17 protein-coding genes are annotated in these 17,137 nt (G+C 70.1%); 1 reads left to right on the top strand and 16 read right to left on the bottom strand.

The window, feature by feature from the left end:
* The 3 genes from VGV13_09765 to hrcA form a co-directional block, all read right to left on the bottom strand.
* Positions 1-433 (bottom strand): Hsp70 family protein (locus VGV13_09765; protein HEV8641369.1); only part of this gene is annotated, 433 nt, incomplete at its 3' end.
* A gap of 45 nt (positions 434-478) precedes the next feature.
* Positions 479-1,087 carry a nucleotide exchange factor GrpE gene (locus VGV13_09760; GenBank protein ID HEV8641368.1) on the bottom strand — a complete coding sequence of 203 codons (609 nt, stop codon included), beginning with the start codon at positions 1,085-1,087 and terminating at the stop codon, positions 479-481.
* A 34-nt stretch (positions 1,088-1,121) separates the two neighbouring features.
* The gene (gene hrcA / locus VGV13_09755) at positions 1,122-2,183 is read right to left on the bottom strand and encodes a heat-inducible transcriptional repressor HrcA (protein HEV8641367.1); all 1,062 of its coding nucleotides are present in this window, start codon (positions 2,181-2,183) and stop codon (positions 1,122-1,124) included.
* A gap of 635 nt (positions 2,184-2,818) precedes the next feature.
* Between hrcA and VGV13_09750 the strand changes: the two genes are divergently transcribed.
* Positions 2,819-3,520 carry a hypothetical protein gene (locus VGV13_09750; GenBank protein ID HEV8641366.1) on the top strand — a complete coding sequence of 234 codons (702 nt, stop codon included), beginning with the start codon at positions 2,819-2,821 and terminating at the stop codon, positions 3,518-3,520.
* A gap of 22 nt (positions 3,521-3,542) precedes the next feature.
* On the opposite strand, the gene VGV13_09745 is transcribed toward VGV13_09750, so the two are convergent.
* From VGV13_09745 to coxB, 13 genes are all read right to left on the bottom strand, one after another.
* Positions 3,543-4,790: a coproporphyrinogen-III oxidase family protein gene (locus VGV13_09745; protein HEV8641365.1), complete on the bottom strand. Its 1,248-nt coding sequence runs from the start codon at positions 4,788-4,790 to the stop codon at positions 3,543-3,545.
* A 23-nt stretch (positions 4,791-4,813) separates the two neighbouring features.
* Positions 4,814-5,578, bottom strand: coding sequence for a CPBP family intramembrane glutamic endopeptidase (locus VGV13_09740; GenBank protein HEV8641364.1), 765 nt, complete (start codon positions 5,576-5,578; stop codon positions 4,814-4,816).
* Positions 5,578-7,383, bottom strand: a complete 1,806-nt coding sequence (gene lepA, locus VGV13_09735; protein ID HEV8641363.1) for a translation elongation factor 4 — start codon at positions 7,381-7,383, stop codon at positions 5,578-5,580. The genes VGV13_09740 and lepA overlap by 1 nt, the downstream gene beginning before the upstream one ends.
* 52 nt (positions 7,384-7,435) lie before the next feature.
* Complete coding sequence (locus tag VGV13_09730) at positions 7,436-8,485, bottom strand: NDP-sugar synthase (GenBank protein ID HEV8641362.1); 1,050 nt, start codon at positions 8,483-8,485, stop codon at positions 7,436-7,438.
* A 44-nt stretch (positions 8,486-8,529) separates the two neighbouring features.
* Positions 8,530-8,700, bottom strand: a complete 171-nt coding sequence (locus tag VGV13_09725; protein HEV8641361.1) for a Trm112 family protein — start codon at positions 8,698-8,700, stop codon at positions 8,530-8,532.
* 103 nt (positions 8,701-8,803) lie between these two features.
* Positions 8,804-9,736: an NAD-dependent epimerase/dehydratase family protein gene (locus VGV13_09720; protein HEV8641360.1), complete on the bottom strand. Its 933-nt coding sequence runs from the start codon at positions 9,734-9,736 to the stop codon at positions 8,804-8,806.
* Positions 9,733-10,668: a UDP-glucuronic acid decarboxylase family protein gene (locus VGV13_09715; GenBank protein ID HEV8641359.1), complete on the bottom strand. Its 936-nt coding sequence runs from the start codon at positions 10,666-10,668 to the stop codon at positions 9,733-9,735. Before VGV13_09715 ends, VGV13_09720 begins: the two co-directional genes overlap by 4 nt.
* A gap of 9 nt (positions 10,669-10,677) precedes the next feature.
* Positions 10,678-11,988 carry a UDP-glucose/GDP-mannose dehydrogenase family protein gene (locus tag VGV13_09710; GenBank protein HEV8641358.1) on the bottom strand — a complete coding sequence of 437 codons (1,311 nt, stop codon included), beginning with the start codon at positions 11,986-11,988 and terminating at the stop codon, positions 10,678-10,680.
* 88 nt (positions 11,989-12,076) lie between these two features.
* Positions 12,077-12,277: a hypothetical protein gene (locus VGV13_09705; protein ID HEV8641357.1), complete on the bottom strand. Its 201-nt coding sequence runs from the start codon at positions 12,275-12,277 to the stop codon at positions 12,077-12,079.
* 124 nt (positions 12,278-12,401) lie between these two features.
* The gene (locus tag VGV13_09700) at positions 12,402-13,181 is read right to left on the bottom strand and encodes a cytochrome c oxidase assembly protein (protein ID HEV8641356.1); all 780 of its coding nucleotides are present in this window, start codon (positions 13,179-13,181) and stop codon (positions 12,402-12,404) included.
* Positions 13,178-13,474: a cytochrome C oxidase subunit IV family protein gene (locus VGV13_09695; protein ID HEV8641355.1), complete on the bottom strand. Its 297-nt coding sequence runs from the start codon at positions 13,472-13,474 to the stop codon at positions 13,178-13,180. Before VGV13_09695 ends, VGV13_09700 begins: the two co-directional genes overlap by 4 nt.
* Entirely contained in the window at positions 13,474-15,864 is a 2,391-nt protein-coding gene (ctaD, locus tag VGV13_09690) for a cytochrome c oxidase subunit I (GenBank protein HEV8641354.1), read from the bottom strand. The genes VGV13_09695 and ctaD overlap by 1 nt, the downstream gene beginning before the upstream one ends.
* Positions 15,864-16,865, bottom strand: coding sequence for a cytochrome c oxidase subunit II (gene coxB / locus VGV13_09685; protein HEV8641353.1), 1,002 nt, complete (start codon positions 16,863-16,865; stop codon positions 15,864-15,866). Before coxB ends, ctaD begins: the two co-directional genes overlap by 1 nt.
* Positions 16,866-17,137: the final 272 nt, after the last annotated feature.

Raw genomic sequence — 17,137 nt, 5'->3', positions numbered from 1 at the left:
CGGGGACGGTGATGACGGCCTCGGTGACCTTGTCGCCGAGATATGCCTCGGCGTCCGCCTTGAGCTTCTGGAGGATCATCGCGCTGATCTCGGGCGGCGTGTAGGTCTTGTCGCCGACCTTGACGATGACGCCGTCGCTCTTCGGGTCCTTGTCGACCGTGTACGAGACGAGCTCCTTGGCCCGCTTCGTCTCCGAGTCGTCCCAGCGACGGCCCATAAAGCGCTTGATCGAGTAGATCGTGTTGGCCGGGTTCGTGACAGCCTGGCGCTTTGCCAGCTGGCCGACGAGGCGCTCGCCGGTCTTCGTGAAGGCAACGACGGACGGAACGGTCCGCCCGCCCTCCGCCGAGGCGATGACGGTTGGTTCGCCACCCTCCATGACGGCGACGACGCTGTTCGTGGTCCCGAGGTCAATGCCGATGATCTTGGCCATCTGTTGTGTCTCTCCTGCTCGTGTTGGTTCGTGTTTGGGGTGAAATCAGTTGGTGCGTGGTGCGTCGGGCGGGTCCTGCGGCCCGCCGCCGTCGCCCCGGTCGGCGCCGTCGCCGCCGTCCGCCGCAACGGCCACGAGGGCCGGCCGGACGACACGATCGCGGAGTCGATAGCCGCGCCGGACCTCCTCGACGATCTCGCCCTCGCGGCGGCCGCTGCCCGGCACGTTGGCGATCGCTTCGTGCTCGCGCGGATCGAACGGTCGACCGGGAGAGGCGTCGATCTGGCGGACGCCTTCGCTCTCGAGCAGAGCCCGGAGCTTGCGATCGATCGCGGCCACGCCTTCGACCCACGGGTCGTTGGCGATCGCCGCGGGTCGTGAGTCGATCGCGAGATCGAAGTCATCGGCCAGGGCCAGGACCTTGCGGATGAGGTCCTCCCCGGCGAGTCCGAGCATCGCCTCGCGCTCTTCCGAGGTCCGCCGCCGGTAGTTGGCGAACTCGGCGCGCTCGCGCTGCAGGCCGGCGAGATATTCGTCTGCCTTCGCGCTCGCCTCGGCGAGCTCCCCCTTGAGCTGTTCGATGTCGGCGAGCAGCTTCGTCGGCGAGATATCGATCTCGTCCGCTCGCTCCTGGGCTCTGGTCCGTTGGCTCATTCGATTCCTCCGAGAGGTCGATCCGCGATGACTGTCATGAGTGGATGTTGGCGACGAGCTCGTTCATGAGGCTCGACACGAACCGGACGGTTCCGATCGCCTGGGCGTAGGCCATCCGGGTGGGCCCGAGGACGCCGACCACGCCGACCGCCCGGCCGGCCTCGCCGTACGAGGCGAGAACGAGCGAGACGTCGCGCATCTCTGCCGGACCGTTCTCCGTGCCGATGAACGCCTGGACCTCACCGCTGCCGGCGATCGAGTCGAAGAGATCGCTCAGGTAGGCGCGATTCTCCAGCGCGGCGAAGACCCGGCGGAGCTTGTCGCTGCGATCGAACTCGGGCGCCGCCATGACGTTGAGGAGGCCGTCGCTGAAGACCTCCTCGATGAGCGTCGAATCGTAGTCCCGAACGGCGGTCAGGACGCGTTCGCCGACGTGCTTGACGAGCGTGCCGATCGGGCCGGCCGCGTCGATCCGGGCGAGAGCCCGCTCCGCGTCCGCGGCCGTCCTGCCGGCCATCAACCCGTCGAGGATGACGGCCGCGCGGGTGAGATCCTCCTGCTCGGCCGCGGTCGGGAGGTTGACGAGGACCTGGCGAAGGGCGCCCTCGCGGAAGACGATGATCAGGCTGGCGAGCCGCTCCGAGATCGTGACCAGGTCGATGCGCCGGACGTGGGCCGCCCGTGGCTTCGCCGGCGTCGCGATCGCGGCCGTCCGATTCGCCCCGGCAAGGATCGTCGCCGCGAGGCGGAACCACTGCTCACTCGCGTGCTGGACCTGGCCGAACTGGTGGCGGATCATCAGCTGCTCGACCGGCGGCAGCACCGCCGCGTCCGAGATCGACTCGACGAAGAAGCGATAGCCGGCATCGGTCGGGATCCGCCCCGCCGAGGTATGAGGGTGCGTCAAGAGGCCGGCCGCTTCGAGATCCGCCAGGATGTTGCGGACGGTGGCACTCGACACGCCGAGGCGATACCGCTCGACGAGCGCGGCGGATGCGACCGGCGTCGCGGTCTCGACATATTCCTCGATGACGGCTCGCAGGATCGACTCCGATCGGGGATCCAGCGAACCGGTGGTGCGGACTCGTCGCGCCACGGGCTTCCAACCTCGTTGGGGTGTTCGGTGGTTAGCACTCTCAGTGCCGGAGTGCTAATGAATCCTAGCAGTCGCCGGGTGCGAGTGTCAATGTAACGCGGCCCGCTGAGCGGTGCTCGCCTTGCTGCAACGCCTTCCCGGCGGGTAGGATCGCCGGCGAGGGCTAGGGGCGTCGCGAGCGAGGGGCAAGCATGAGCGAGTCGTCGGGAGGTCAGGGCGGATCGGGCGGCGGTCCGAACCCGAATGGACCGCTCTGGGGCCCAGGAGCGCAGTCACCAGGAAGCCAGCCCGAGGCCCCGCCCCCGTCGCAGCCCGCCACGCCGCCGCCTGCGCCAACCCCAGCGTGGACTCCTCCCTCGGCGGCCGCACCCAGCCAGCCGATCGACCCCAGCGCGCCGCTGTGGGGTCCCGGCGCGGCAAGTCCGGCAGCACCCCCGCCAGCATCGCAGCCAGCCGCGCCCGCGGGGCCGATGTGGGGCCAGGCACCGACGCCTCCCGCGCCTCCTCCCGCGGGTCCGCCTCCAGCGACGCCGCCCTCGGCGACGCCTCCCGCGGCTCCGACGCCTCCCCCGCCTCCTCCCGCGGGTCAGGCTCCTCCACCCCTCGCTCCGTCGGCGGGCGCGGGCGGCGCTGGGATGTGGAACACGAGCGCCCCGCCGCCCCAGCTCAAGCCCGGCGGCATCCCCGGCTGCGTGAAGATCGGGATCATCCTGGTCGTCCTCCTGACGGTCCTCGCCATCGTCTTCGTCATCGTTGCCGGCACCTTCGTGAACGGTCTGCTCGGCGGACCAGCGGGTGACAGCGCCGGCGGCACCGGCGACACGTGCGCATTCCTCTCGGACGCTGACGCCCGGACGCTCTTCGGCGGGGAGGCGGACGCGCTGCCCCTGACGGGTATCTACCAGGCCTCGATCGGACTGGTGATCGACACCCGGGTGCTCCCCGATGCCCCCGACTGCTGGGTCACCGAGGGCACGAAGGCGTACATCGCGCGGCTCGTCCGGTACGAGGGCGGCGACGCGGCCGCCGTCTTTGCCAAGGAGCGCCAGGACGCCGCACCGACGTCTGAACCTCAGGGCAGCGGGGTGACTCTCGAGAACGAGGGCTACTTCGCCGGGGAAGTCTCGGGGCTCGGCGACGAGGCGTTCTGCACCGGCATCAGCCCGGCCGGGATGGCCGGGGTGCTCGTCCGTCAGGGCAATCGGGTCGTCTACGTCAGCGTCGGTCCGGCGACAGCTTCGACGATCCCCGACTACGTGCCGACCGAGGGCGGCGTGATCTCGTCGCCCAGCCTGTGCACCTTCGCCCAGGAGGTCGCGGCCGTACTCCTCCGCTGACGCCGGCCCGTCTTCTCGGGATTCAGACCAGGCGGGCGAACAGTTCGTTCGAGAGCAGCCGCCCGCGCGTCGTCAGGACGACGCGTTCGTCGTCGGTGACGTCGAGGAGCTCCGCGGCGAGCGCCCAGTCGAAGACGTCGGCGAGGGGTGGCTCGCCGGCCACTTCGATGGCGACGCCGCGATCCGTCCGGAGTCCCAGGACGATCCGTTCGGCGGTTGCGGTGACGGCGTCGATCTCCTCCTCGCCGCCCGGCGGGAGGCGTGGCAGCGACCCGTGAGCGGGCGTCAGCGCAGCCAGGTAGGCGTCGAGACGGGCAGCGTTCCAGCGCCGGACGGCGCCATCGAAGGCGTGGGCGCCAGGGCCGACCGCCTCGTAGGGCCGCCGGTCCCAGTAGGCCTGGTTGTGGCGGCTCTCGTGACCCGGCCGCGACCAGTTCGAGATCTCGTAGCCGCGCCAGCCCTCGCCGGCAAGGCGATGGACCGCGTGGTGGTACTCGGCCGCCGCCCGATCCTCGTCCTGGGCGCGTCGGGCTGTGTCGCGCCAGCGTCGGGCGCCGGCGCTCGTCGGGAGGTGGTCGCCGTCGACTCCGGTGAGTCCCTCCGCATCGGGGTCGTCGAGCGTGAGGGCGTAGAGCGAGAGGTGGTCGGGCCCGATGACGAGGGCACCCTCGAGCGTGTCCATCCACGTGGCGAGAGAACTGTCCGGAAGGTCGTAGAGGAGGTCGAGGTTGATCGATCCGATCCCGGCCTCGCCCGCGGCGGCGACCGCGTCAGCCACGTCCTCCGGCGCGTGCCGGCGGCCGAGCCGCTTCAGCTCGCCGGGATCGAGGCTCTGTGCCCCGAACGACAGACGTCCGATTCCGGCCCGGCGCAGCGCCGCGGGGTCGCCCCGCTCGTCCGGACCGGGGTTTGCCTCGAGGGTGACCTCGGCGTCCGCCGCCAGGCCGAACCGGCGGTCGACGAGCTCGACGAGTCGAGCGATCGCTTCGGCCGGTAGCAACGACGGGGTCCCGCCGCCGATGTAGGCGGAATCGAGCGGCGGTCGCAGGGACGAACCCGGCTCGCCGAACCTCGCGTCGAGGGCATCCGCCCGCAGGCAGAGCTCCGCCTCGAGGCCGGCGAGGAAGGCGTCGACCCGGTTCCGCGGCCCGCGGGCGGCCGCGCCGGCGAGGACGACGAAGTCGCAGTAGGGGCAGATCGAGACGCAGAACGGGATGTGGAGATAGAGCGCGACCGGCGAAGCCGCGACCGGAGTGCCCGCCCCCGGCACGGCTGATGTCGTGGACCCGGCCGTCACCGATCCCGGGGCACTTCCCGAGACCCGATGACCCGCCAGCCGTCGGGCGGCCGGTGCCGCTTGTCGATCTCCTCCTCCTCGCGACCACGCGGCAGGAACTGGCCGGCGTGCCCCGTGCAGAGGAAGACCGCGAAGCGCGTCACCGCGTGGCCGAGGAAGGCCGCCGCGATCCCGCCGGTGACCGCGGTCACCCAACCGCCGGCGAGCCCGATGAGCAGCACCATCGCGAGCATGTAGCGGTTCCGCCCGGGCGCCCCGAGCCGCGTCGTGAGCGCGTAGAGGATCGCCTGGATCGCGTTCGCCGCACTCGGGTTGACGTTCGTCATCAGCAGGATGCCGAAGATCGCGCCGCGGAACGCGACCTCGTCGACGAGCGCGGTCGCGATCGAGTTGAGGAGCGCTCCCGGGTACGACCAGACGTCAGGAAACCGGATCCGCCCGTACCGGTAGTAGGCGACGCCGAGCGCCGCGCCCGTCCCGATCACCGCGTAGAGCAGGCCGTAGATGATCGTCAGGCCTCGGTCGCCCGCCCCGAGGAAGAGCTCGCCTCGCGGCGCCGGATGGACGAAGAAGATCCCCCCGATCAGCGCGAAGCCGAGCGCGTACCACGCCATCCGCCGCCTGAAGGAGGGCGGATGGCCGTTGGTCGCCTCGTCGTACTCGGCGGCGCTGAAGCGTTCGGCTTCGAGGCGCAGCATCACGAGCAGGAGGGCGAGGCCGGCCGCGATCAGACGCTGGAGAGTCGGCAGCCAGTCTTCCATCAGCCTTCGTCCATGCGGAGCATCGCGAGGAAGGCTTCCTGCGGGATCTCGACCGACCCGACCCGCTTCATCCGCTGCTTGCCTTCCTTCTGCTTCTCGAGCAGCTTCCGCTTCCGCGTGATATCGCCACCGTAGCACTTGGCGAGGACGTTCTTGCGCATCGCCCGTACGGTTTCGCGGGCGATGACGTTCGAGCCGATCGCCGCCTGGATCGGGATCTCGAACATCTGGCGGGGGATGAGCTGCTTGAGGCGCTCCGCCAGGACGCGGCCTGCCGACTGGGCCTTGTCGCGGTGGATGATCAGCGACAGGGCGTCGACGGGCTCGCCGTTGACGAGGATGTCGACCTTCGCGAGGTTCGCGGTCCGGTAGCCCAGCTCCTCGTAGTCCATCGACGCGTAGCCCTGGCTGCGGCTCTTGAGCTGGTCGAAGTAGTCGACGATGAGCTCGGCGAGGGGCATCTCGAAGTGGAGGACGACCCGCGTCGGGTCGAGGTACTCCATGTTCTGGAATGTCCCGCGGCGGTTCGTCGAGAGCTTCATCAGCGGGCCGATGTACTGGCTCGGCGTCACGACGCTGAGCTTCACCCACGGCTCCTCGATCTCCTCGATGTCCGCGGGGTTGGGCAGGAGCGCCGGGTTGTCGATGACGACCCGGCCGCGGCCGTTCGTCAGGACGACGTGGTATTCGACCGAGGGCGCGGACGCGATGAGGTCGAGCGAGAACTCTCGCTCCAGCCGCTCCTGGACGATCTCCATGTGGAGCAGGCCGAGGAACCCGCAGCGGAACCCGTAGCCGAGGGCGAGAGATGTCTCAGGCTCGAAGGAGAACGCCGGATCGTTCAGGCGAAGCTTTTCGAGCGCGTCGCGCAGCGCTTCATAATCAGTGTCCTCGATCGAGTAGAGCCCGGCGAAGACCATGGGCTTGGCGTCACGGTAGCCGGGGAACGCCTCGGCGGTCGGGCGGGCGGCTTCGGTGATGGTCTCCCCGACCTTGGCGTCGGCCACGCGCTTGATCGAGGCGGTGAGGTAGCCGACCTGGCCGGCACTGAGCTCGTCCACCGGGTGCATCTCGGGCGTGAAGACGCCGACCTGCTGCACGTCGTAGGTGCGGCCGTTGGACATCAACCGAATACGCAAGCCGGGCCGCACGCGGCCATCCGTCAGCCGGACGTAGATGACGACGCCCTGGTAAGAGTCGTAGAAGGAGTCGAAGACCAGCGCCTTGAGCGGCGCCTCCGGATCGCCCTGCGGCGGGGGGATGCGGGCCACGATGGCCTCGAGGACCTCCGGCACGCCGGTGCCGTACTTCGCCGAGATCACCAGCGCCTCGTCGCCGTCGAGATCGAGGAGCTCGGTGATCTGATTGCGCGTGCCCTCGACGTCGGCGGCCGGCAGGTCGATCTTGTTGATGACGGGGACGATGGTCAGGTTGGCGTCGAGCGCGAGGTAGTAGTTGGCCAGCGTCTGGGCCTCGATGCCCTGGGCGGCGTCGATGATCAGGAGCGCCCCCTCGCAGGCGGCCAGCGCGCGCGACACCTCGTACGAGAAGTCGACGTGCCCCGGCGTGTCGATCAGATTCAGCGTGTAATCCCCGCCGTCGCGCGCGCGATAGATCAGCCGGACCGTGTGGGCCTTGATGGTGATGCCGCGCTCGCGCTCGAGGTCCATCGAGTCGAGCACCTGGTCCACCGCCTTCTTCGCATCCATCGTCCCGGTGAGCGCCAACAGCCGATCAGCGAGCGTCGATTTGCCGTGGTCGATGTGGGCGACGATGGAAAAATTGCGGGTTCGCGCGAGGGTCATGACGTCTCAGTCTAGCACGCCAGCGCGGGCCGGGCGGCCACAGGCGCCGGGCTCAGCGCGGCAGTCTGGTGTGGTCGGCGATGACGGCGCCGGTCTCGAGCACGACCCCCGCGCCAACCTGGGCGTGGGCGCCGATGCGCGCCTCCGCACCGACCACGCACTCGCGCACCACCGCCCCGGCGCCGACCTGGACGCGCTCCCACAGAACGGCCTCCTCGACGCGCGCTCCGGGCCCGATCGTCGAGCCGGCCCCGATGACGGCCCGCGGCCCCACGCGCGCGCGGGCGTGGATCGCCACGTCGCGCCCCACCACGCTCGGGGCCTCGATGCGCGCGTCGGCCGCCACCGCGCCGCCCTCGGCGACCCAGGCCCCCGCCCGGGACGTGCCCGGCGGAGGGAGCGGCGTCTGCACGCCCCCGTCGAGCAGGTCCATCTGGGCGGCGCGGTAGGCGCCGGGGCTGCCGATGTCGCGCCAGTAGGCGGGCGGGCGCCAGCCGAAGCAGGGCAGGCCCTCGGCGATCAGCGCCGGGAAGAACTCACGCTCGATCGACACGGGGTGGTCGGCCGGCATCCGGCGCAGCAGCTCGGCCTCGATGAGGTACACGCCGGCGTTCACGGTGTCGGTCGTGATCGCCTCGTCCGCCGTCGGCTTTTCGCGGAACCGGCGGATGCGGCCGTCCGCCGTCGTCTCCACGACGCCGTACAGCCGCGGGTCGTCCACGCGCGTGAGGAGGATCGTGACCCGGGCCCCCTGCGCCTCGTGAAACCGCCGCATCGCCGAGAGATCGACGTCGGTCAGGATGTCGCCGTTGAGGACGAACACCGTCCCCCGCGCGAGGTCGGCCGCATTGCGGACGCCGCCGCCGGTGCCCAGCGGCTCCTTCTCCACGACGTAGCGGAGGCTCACGCCGAACGTCTCGCCGGCCAGCGCCGCGCGGATGTCCTCGACCCGGTACGAGCACGACAGGAGGACGTCGGTGATGCCGTGCGCCTTGAGCAGCGCGAGCTGGTAGGCGAGGAACGGCCGGTTCAAGAGCGGCACGACCGGCTTGGCCCGGGCCAGCGTCAGCGGTCGGAGCCGCGTGCCCTGGCCGCCGGCCAGGATGACCGCCTGCGCCGGAGGGCCGGAGCCGGTCGCCCCGGCGCCTAGCTGTTCGGCGACCAGGGTTGAGCCTCGTCGATGAGCATCACGGGGATGCCATCGCGGATGGGGTATGCCTTCCGGCAGGCCGGGCAGATGATGCGCGTCTCCTCGAACCGGAGATCGCCCTTACAGGCTGGACACACCAGAATGGCCTTCAGCTCTTCGTCGATCACGCCTCCACCTCCCTATTCTCGTCGGAGGGGGCCTCGACGGCCCCCTCCGAGGCCTCCCCCAGGAGTTGCGCCGGCGAAGCCGGCGCTCGAACCGACTCGGGGGTCAACCGGTTCGCTTCAGTCCTCGGAAATAGGCCAGCGTCCTGGCGAGGCCCTCGTCGAGCGAGGTGCTGGGCGTCCAGCCCAGCAGGGCCTTCGCGCGCGTGGCGTCCAGCGCGCTCCGCCGCTGCTCGCCGGGCCGCGCGGGCCCGTGCACGGCGGGGCGCTCGACCGGCGCCGCCTTGGCGAGCCGACGGTACAGCTCGTTCACCGACGTCTCGACGCCGGTGCCGATGTTCACGACGCCGGTCGCGTCGGCGCGTGCGACTGCGCGCGCCACGGCGTCGGCGACGTCCTCCACGTAGACGTAGTCGCGCGTCTGCTCGCCGTCGCCGTTCACGACGCAGGGCTCGCCCCCCAGCAGGCGGTGGGCGAAGATCGCGATCACCCCGGCCTCGCCCAGCGGATTCTGACGCGGGCCGTACACGTTGGCCAGCCGGAGCGCCAGCGTCCGGCCGCCGGTCAGCCCCGCCCAGCACTCGAGGTAGCGTTCGGCGGCCACCTTCGACACCCCGTAGGGCGATGTGGCCCGGGCCGGATGGTCTTCGGGCGTGGGCAGCACGTCGGTGTCGCCGTAGGCCGCCCCGCCGGTCGAGGTGTAGACGACGCGGCGGACACCGGTGCGCCGGCTCGCTTCGAGGAGCGCGATGGTGCCCAGCACGTTGACGCTGGCGTCGAAGAGCGGGTCCACGACGGAGCGGGAGACGGCTGCCTGGGCGGCCACGTGGAGGACCGCCTCCGGGCGGGCGGCGGCAAAGACGGCGTCGAGCCGCGCGCTGCGGATGTCACAGACGTGGAGCGTCGCCGCCCGGTTCACGTTCTCGCGCGTCCCCGCGCTCACATTGTCGACGACGGCGACGGCGTGCCCGTCGCGGATCAGCCGATCGGCGATGTGGGAGCCGACGAAGCCAGCTCCGCCGGTGACGAGGATCCTCACCGCCGGACCTTTCCCCGGAACCACTCGATGGTGAGCCGCAACCCCTCATTGGTGTCGACCCGGGGCTCCCAGCCGAGCAGCCTCCGCGCCCGCGTGATGTCGGGCTGGCGGACCTTGGGGTCGTCCTCGGGCAGCGGACGGAAGACGATCTCGCTCTGCGAGCCGGTCAGCCGGAGGATGCGCTGGGCCAGCTCCAGCAGCGTCATCTCCTGGGGGTTCCCGATGTTGACCGGATCGGTGACCGGCGCGTGCATCAGGCGCCAGATGCCGTCGGTGAGGTCGTCGATGTACTGGAACGAGCGCGTCTGGGAGCCGTCGCCGAAGACGGTCAGGGGCCGGCCGGTGAGCGCCTGGGTGACGAAGGCGGGGATCGCGCGGCCGTCGTTCACGCGGATGCGGGGCCCGTGCGTGTTAAAGATGCGGACGATCCGCGTGTCGACGCCGTGGGCCCGGTGATAGGCCATCGTGAGCGCCTCGGCGAAGCGCTTGGCCTCGTCGTACACGCCGCGGGGGCCCACGGGGTTCACGTGGCCCCAGTAGTCCTCGCGCTGGGGGTGGACGAGGGGATCCCCGTAGATCTCCGAGGTCGACGCGAGCAGAAAGCCGGCGCGCTTGGCCTTGGCCACGCCGAGGGTCCGGTGGGTCCCCAGGGCGCCGACCTTCAGCGTCTGGATCGGCAGCTCCAGGTAGTCGCGGGGCGAGGCGGGGCTGGCGAAGTGCAGGACCCAGTCCAGCGGCCCCTCCACCGCTATGTATTCGGTGACGTCGTGACGCACGAACGTGAAGTCCGGGCTGGCCTCGAGGTGCGCGACGTTCTCGGGCGAGCCCGTGATGAAGTTGTCGATGCAGATCACCCGGGCGCCCCGCCGGAGGAGGAACTCGCAGAGGTGGGAGCCGATGAAGCCAGCTCCACCGGTGACCAACACCCGCATGAGCGGGGCTTACGCGGGCAGGACCGGCTTGCGGCCGATCGAGTAGTACTCGAAGCCGACGCGCCGCATCCGCTCGGGCTCCCAGAGGTTGCGCCCGTCGAACACGAGCGGTCGCCGCATGAGGGCCCGGATCCGTTCCAGGTTCAGGAACTTGAACTCGTTCCACTCGGTCGCGAGTACCAGCCCGTCGGCGCCGGCGGCCGCCGCGTACGGAGAGTCGCAGTACACGACCGCCGGGGACAGGACCCGGCGGGCGTTGGGGATCGCGACGGGGTCGTAGGCGCGGACCCGGGCGCCGAGCTCGAGCAGGCGCGCGATGACCTCGATGGACTTGGCCTCGCGCATGTCGTCGGTGTTGGGCTTGAAGGCCAGGCCGAGCACCGCGATGATCTTGTCGTCCAGCGGCGCCAGCACCTTCCTGATCTTCTCGACGAAGTGCTGCGGCCGCTCGCGGTTGACCTCCGTGGCGGCCCGCAGCAGGCGGAAGTCGTAGCCGAGCGCCGCCGCCGTGTGGACCAGCGATTCGGTGTCCTTGGGGAAGCAGCTGCCGCCGAAGCCGAGCCCCGCCTGCAGGAACGCGGGCCCGATGCGCGCGTCGAGGCCCACGCCCTTCGACACCTGGGTGACGTCGGCCCCGGCCAGCTCGCACATGTTGGCGATGGCGTTGACGAACGAGATCTTGGCCGCCAGGAACGCGTTCGAGGCGTACTTGATCATCTCCGCGGAAGGCACGTCGGTGATGATCATCGGACGCTCCAGCGGCGCGTACAGCTCCAGGAGCGTCATGGCCACCTGCTGGTTGGGCGCGCCGATGACGATGCGATCGGGCCGGAGCGTGTCCTCGATGGCCGACCCCTCGCGGAGGAACTCCGGGTTGGAGACCACGTCGAAGGGGACCGGCTGGGCCTGGTTGCGCTCGATGATGTCCCGGACGAAGTCGCCGGTGCCGACCGGCACCGTCGACTTGTTCACGATGACCGTGTGCTTCTCCATCGCCTGCCCGATCTCCTTCGCCACCGCCTCCACCGCGCTCAGATCGGTCTGGCCGTCGGCCTTCGGGGGCGTCCCCACGGTGATGAAGACGATCTGGGAGCGCTTGATGGCGGCGGTAAGCTCGGTGGTGAAGGACAGCCGGCCGTCCGCCACGTTGCGGGCGACCATCTCCTCCAGGCCGGGCTCGTAAATCGGCATCTTCCCGGCGTCCAGCCCGGCGATCTTGTCCGGCTGGTTATCGACGCAGATCACTTCATTGCCCAGGTCGGCGAAGACCGCCCCCGTCACGAGACCGACATAGCCGGTGCCCGCTACGCAGATGTTCATGCAGTCAGCTCATCATAGCAGGGTCGGGTGGATGCAAAAAAGGCGTGCCGATTGAAAAAACGACTCTGGGGACGGGGTCAGCGGGGGCTCAGGCGGCTGCGAAGGGACCGTCATCGGGCCCGTCGTCGCCCGCGAGCTCGTCGATCTGCTCCCGCGCGTCGCGCATGGCGTCCAGGAGCGAGTCGAAGCGCTGGCCCGAGATCGTGATGGTGTTGCTCTCGTCCCGCGCCTTCCACATCCACTCCCGCCGATTCCGACCGACGGGCTTGAACTCGACCTTGACGGCCACCGGACCCTCCTGGCTGTCGGCCTCCCTGGGAGGCGAGCCGTCTAGCCAGAGTGCAAGGCGAGTGCCACGCATGCGCGGGTGTTCACCGCCAGGGGTTGAACGCGGCGGGAGTGTAGCGCGGGTCTTACTTTGGACAGTCCATTCCCTCGGCCACGTCATCGGCTTCAGCGGCCGCCCAGCGAAAGAAGACGATGGTGAAGGCCACCAGCGGGACCACGCCCGCCGGCACCCACATCAGGATGCCCCCCAGCCGCTGGTCGGCGAGGGGATCCATCCCCGTCGCCCGCGCGGCTTCGGCGTAGAACGGGTACAGCACCTCCTCGGCGCCCGTGATCATCGCGGCCACGACCGTCATCGGCATGCCGAAGGCGAAGAGGTAGAGGAGTTGGGCGCCATAGGGCAGCGCGGGGAAGAGTCGCGAGGGGCTCAGCACGGGCCACCAGGCCAGCAGGGCCGTGCCCGTCAGCGCCACGTGCTCCACGATGTGCCAGGCGTGCGACTCGAGCGCCGCGCCGAACGGCCCGGGCAGGTGCCAGGCGACGAGCGCCGCGGCATAGAGCGCCAGCGCGGGAATCGCCCGGGTGGACACGCGCGCCACGGCGCTCAGCCATGGCGTCCGTCGCAGCGGGGCCAGCAGCCCGTCCACCATCCAGGCCGGCGCGGCGGCCACCAGGCAGGGCGGGACCACTAGGGTGAGCAGAAGGTGCTGGGCCATGTGGGCGCTGAAGCTCGACTGCTCGGCCAGGTCGTGCAACGGCCCGTTCAGCGCGACGCCGAACGCGAGGAGGGCGGCCACCAAGGCGGCGGTGCGCCCGGCGCCCGGCCGCTGGCCGCGCACCACCCAGGCGCCGGTCCAGGCCCCGGCCACCAACGCGCCGCCCAGTACCGTTTCCAGATGGATCATCGCCCGAAGACCAGGAAGGCGCCGGTGAGGGTCATGAGCGCCACCGCCAGCCCGGTGGCGATGATGAGGGGCCCCACGAAGAGCGTGCTCAGCACGCGGGCGTCATAGCGCAGGTGCATGAAGAACAGGACCACCAGCGAGAACTTGGCCGCCGACATGACCACCAGCAGCGGTACCAGGATGGGCGTCAGCTGGCGGATGTAGATCAGGCCGACTTCCAGGGCGGTGATGACCGCCAGGAGGACCGCCACCCTCAGGTAGGTCCCGACCGTTGCGTGTCCGCGCTCGGCCATCACGGCACCAGATAGAGGAGGGTGAAGATCACGATCCAGACGATGTCGACGAAGTGCCAGTAGAGTCCCGCCACCTCGACCTTGATCGCGTCCTCGGCGCCGAGCCGGCCGCGGAGGTCGAGGATCAGCAGCGTCAGCAGCCAGAGGACCCCCAGGCTCACGTGGCCGCCGTGGAACCCGGTGAGGACGAAGAAGGTCGAACCGAAGAGGTTCTGCTGCAGCGTGAGGCCTTCCCGGACGAAATGGATGAACTCGTAGGCCTGGAAGCCGAGGAAGATCAGGCCGAAGAAGACCGTGCCGCCGAGCCAGAGGCGCGACTGGAAGCGATCGCCCCGTTGCACGGCCGCCAGCGCCAACACCATCAGGAGGCTCGACATCAGCAGATCGAACGTGCTGACGGTCGTGAGCGGGATATTGAGGACCTCGTGGGGGTGCGGGCCCGTCACGCTGCGGCCCTTGTAGGCCATGTAGGTGGCGATGAGCGTGCCGAAGAACAGGCACTCGGATCCGATGAAGGTCCACATCGCGAGCTTGCGGTGATCGACGCCGAGCCCGCCCGCCTGGTGCGCGTGGGCCGGGTTGCGGTGGTGCTCGAGCGCGAAGTGCCAGGCGCCGTAGAGCGTCAGCAGGCCGCCCAGGACGACGACGGCGACGTGGATGAGGGCGCCGGCGGCGGCGACCCCGACGCCCAGCGCGGTCACGACCGGCCAGTGCGAGGGGGCCGGCAGGTGGATGGCGTGCTCTTCGGTCGGCGGCGCCAGCGGCGCCCGACGCGGGCCGTGCTTCTCGCGCCAGTAGGTGTCGCGCCCGTAGATGGGCGGGATGGCGTCGAAGTTGTGCGGGGGCGGCGGCGAGGAGGTCCGCCATTCGAGCGTGCGGCCGTCCCAGGGGTCCGCCGGTGCCGGCGCGCCGCCGCGCAGGCTCCGGAGAGCGATCACGATGAAGAGGAGGATGGCGGCGGCGATGCCGAAGGCGCCGAGGGTCGAAACGAGGTTCCAGAAGCTCCAGGGTCCGTCGGGATACGTATAGATCCGGCGCGGCATGCCGATGGCGCCCAGATAGTGCTGGGGGAAGAAGGCGACGTTGAAGGCCACGAAGAGCAGCCAGAACTGCCAGCGGCCCAGCCGCTCGTCGAGCAGCCGGCCGGTGATCTTGGGCCACCAGTAGTAGGCGCCGGCGAAGAGACCGAAGAGGCTGCCGCCGATCAGAACGTAGTGCAGGTGGGCGACCACGAAGTACGAGTCGGTCTGCTGGAGGTCGACCGGGGGGGAGGCGTGCATGATGCCCGAGAGCCCGCCGATGGTGAACAGGCCGATGAGGCCGACGGCGAAGTGCAGGGCCGTAGTGGCCCGGATCGTCCCGCCCCAGAGCGTGGCCAGCCAGTTGAAGATCTTCACGCCGGTGGGGATCGCGATGATCATGGTAGCGATCGAGAACGCAGCGTCGGCGACCGGGCCCATGCCGGCGGCGAACATGTGGTGACTCCAGACGCCGAACCCGAAGAAGCCGATGAGGGCGCCGGAGTAGATCATGATGGGCGCCCCGAACAGGGGCTTGCGGGCGAAGGTGGGGAGCACCTCGGAGACGATGCCGAACGCGGGGAGGATCAGGATGTAGACCTCGGGGTGGCCGAAGATCCAGAAGAGGTGCTGCCACAGGTGGAGGTCGCCGCCGGCGCCCACGTCGTAGAAGTGGGTGCCGAAGAAGCGGTCGAACGTCAGGAAGATCAGCCCCACCGTGACCGGCGGGAAGGCCAACACGATGAGGAACTGGACCACCAGCGTCATCCAGACGAAGAGGGGCATGCGCATCAGGCTCATGCCCGGCGCGCGCAGATTGAGGATCGTCACGATGAAGTTCACCGCGGCGATCATCGAGGAGGCGCCCAATACTTGGAGACTCAGCATCCAGAAGTCGACATTCGGGCCAGGCGAGAACTGTCGGGAGGTGAGGTTGGCGTAGCCGAACCAGCCGGCGTCCGGCGGCGTCCCCCTGAGCCAGCTCGCGTTCAACAGCAACCCGCCGGCCAGGAAAATCCAGTACGACAGCGCGTTGAGGCGGGGGAACGCCACGTCCCGCGCGCCGATCATCAGCGGGATCATGTAATTGAACAGGGCGGCGTTGAGCGGCATGACCGCCAGGAAGATCATCGTGGTGCCGTGCATCGTGAAGAGCGCGTTGAAGGTCTCCGCGCTGACGATGGTGCCGCCGGGCCGTGCCAGCTGCAGCCGGATCACCAGGGCCTCGATCCCCCCCAGCAGGAAAAAGCCGAAGGCCGTCGCGCCGTAGAGGATCCCGATCCGCTTGTGGTCGACGGTCGTGACCCAGCTCCAAACGCCGGTCGCCGCCGGCGCCTGCACCTGCTGGAAGGCGAGCTGGCGGATCGCCATCACTTGAGACTCACGAGGTACGCGGCCAGGGTGCGGGCGTCGGGCTCGCCGAGCCCGAGGTTGGGCATCTTCACGCCGGGCTTGAGCGCGGCCGGGTTGCGGAGCCACGCAGTGACGTTCTCGACGGTGGCGGGGAGCAGGCCGGCGGCCAGCGTCTGACGGCTGCCGAAGTGCGTGAGGTCCGGACCCAGCGTTCCCGCCGACACCCCGCGGATCGTGTGGCAGCCGACGCACGCGTTGCGTGTGAAGACCGCCTTGCCGTCGGCGGCGGCGCCCGCCGGCTCGGCCGGCGGCGCCTTCTGGGCGGCGACCCAGCGCTCGAAGGCGGCCGGCGTGTCCACGAAGACGCGGACGCGCATGTTGGCGTGGGAGGCGCCGCAGAACTCCGCGCACTGGCCCAGGTATTCGCCGGGCGCGTCGGGGGTGAGGGCGATCTGATTGATCCGGCCAGGAACGACGTCGCGCTTGCCGCCCAGCTGGGGCACCCAGAAGGAGTGAATGACATCGGGCCCCTCCAGCCGCAGCACGACCGGGCGGCCCGCCGGCAGGTGGAGCTCGTTCGCCGTCACCAGACCGAGCGACGGGTAGCGGAACTCCCACCACCACTGCCAGCCGCGCACGACGACCTCCAGCGCGCCGCGCGGCGCCGCGCCCTGCGTGCGGAAGATGACCTGGATGGTGGGGATGGCGATGACCAGCAGGACCAGGGCCGGCGCGATCGTCCATCCGATCTCCAGCAGCGAGTGGCCGCGCGTCTGGCGGGGCAGCGGCGCTCCCGCCCGCTCGCGGTACCGTAGAAGCACCCAGGCCAGAACGGAGGAGACGACGAGCGCGATGCCGATCGTCACCCACGCGATCAGGCCATAGATGTCGAGGATCGCCCGCGCGACGTCCGAGCGCGCGACCAGGCTGCTCTGGGGCGTATCCCACGCGCAGCCGCCGAGGACGACGGCGACGCCGGCGAGAGTGGTACGCAGGCCGTGGCGCCGGCAGGGGGTCACGGGGCTCGACGATACCGGGCCCGGGCGGCCCCCGCAAGCGGGGAGGCTAGTGCCGTTCCAACTATTCGCGCCAAGGGAGGCGCCGTGTACGTCGTTCGTAGACAGATTTAGCCCCGATCCGAAATAAGCTCGCAGGTGAAAGCGGCACATGGCCGCGAACATGGGCGGTGTTCAGGAGATGGTTCGACCGCAGCCAGCGCCTCTATAGGAGGACGTGGGTGCGCACGTACCCTCGCTGGCCACGGCCGCTACCGACGCCGCGTTTCCGCACA

This window comes from Candidatus Methylomirabilota bacterium (assembly GCA_036001065.1).
In the GTDB taxonomy this organism is placed as follows: Bacteria; Methylomirabilota; Methylomirabilia; order Rokubacteriales; family CSP1-6; genus MNEF01.
The sequence above is the reverse complement of the archived record's forward strand: the minus strand, read 5'-3'. Positions and strand labels throughout refer to the sequence as shown.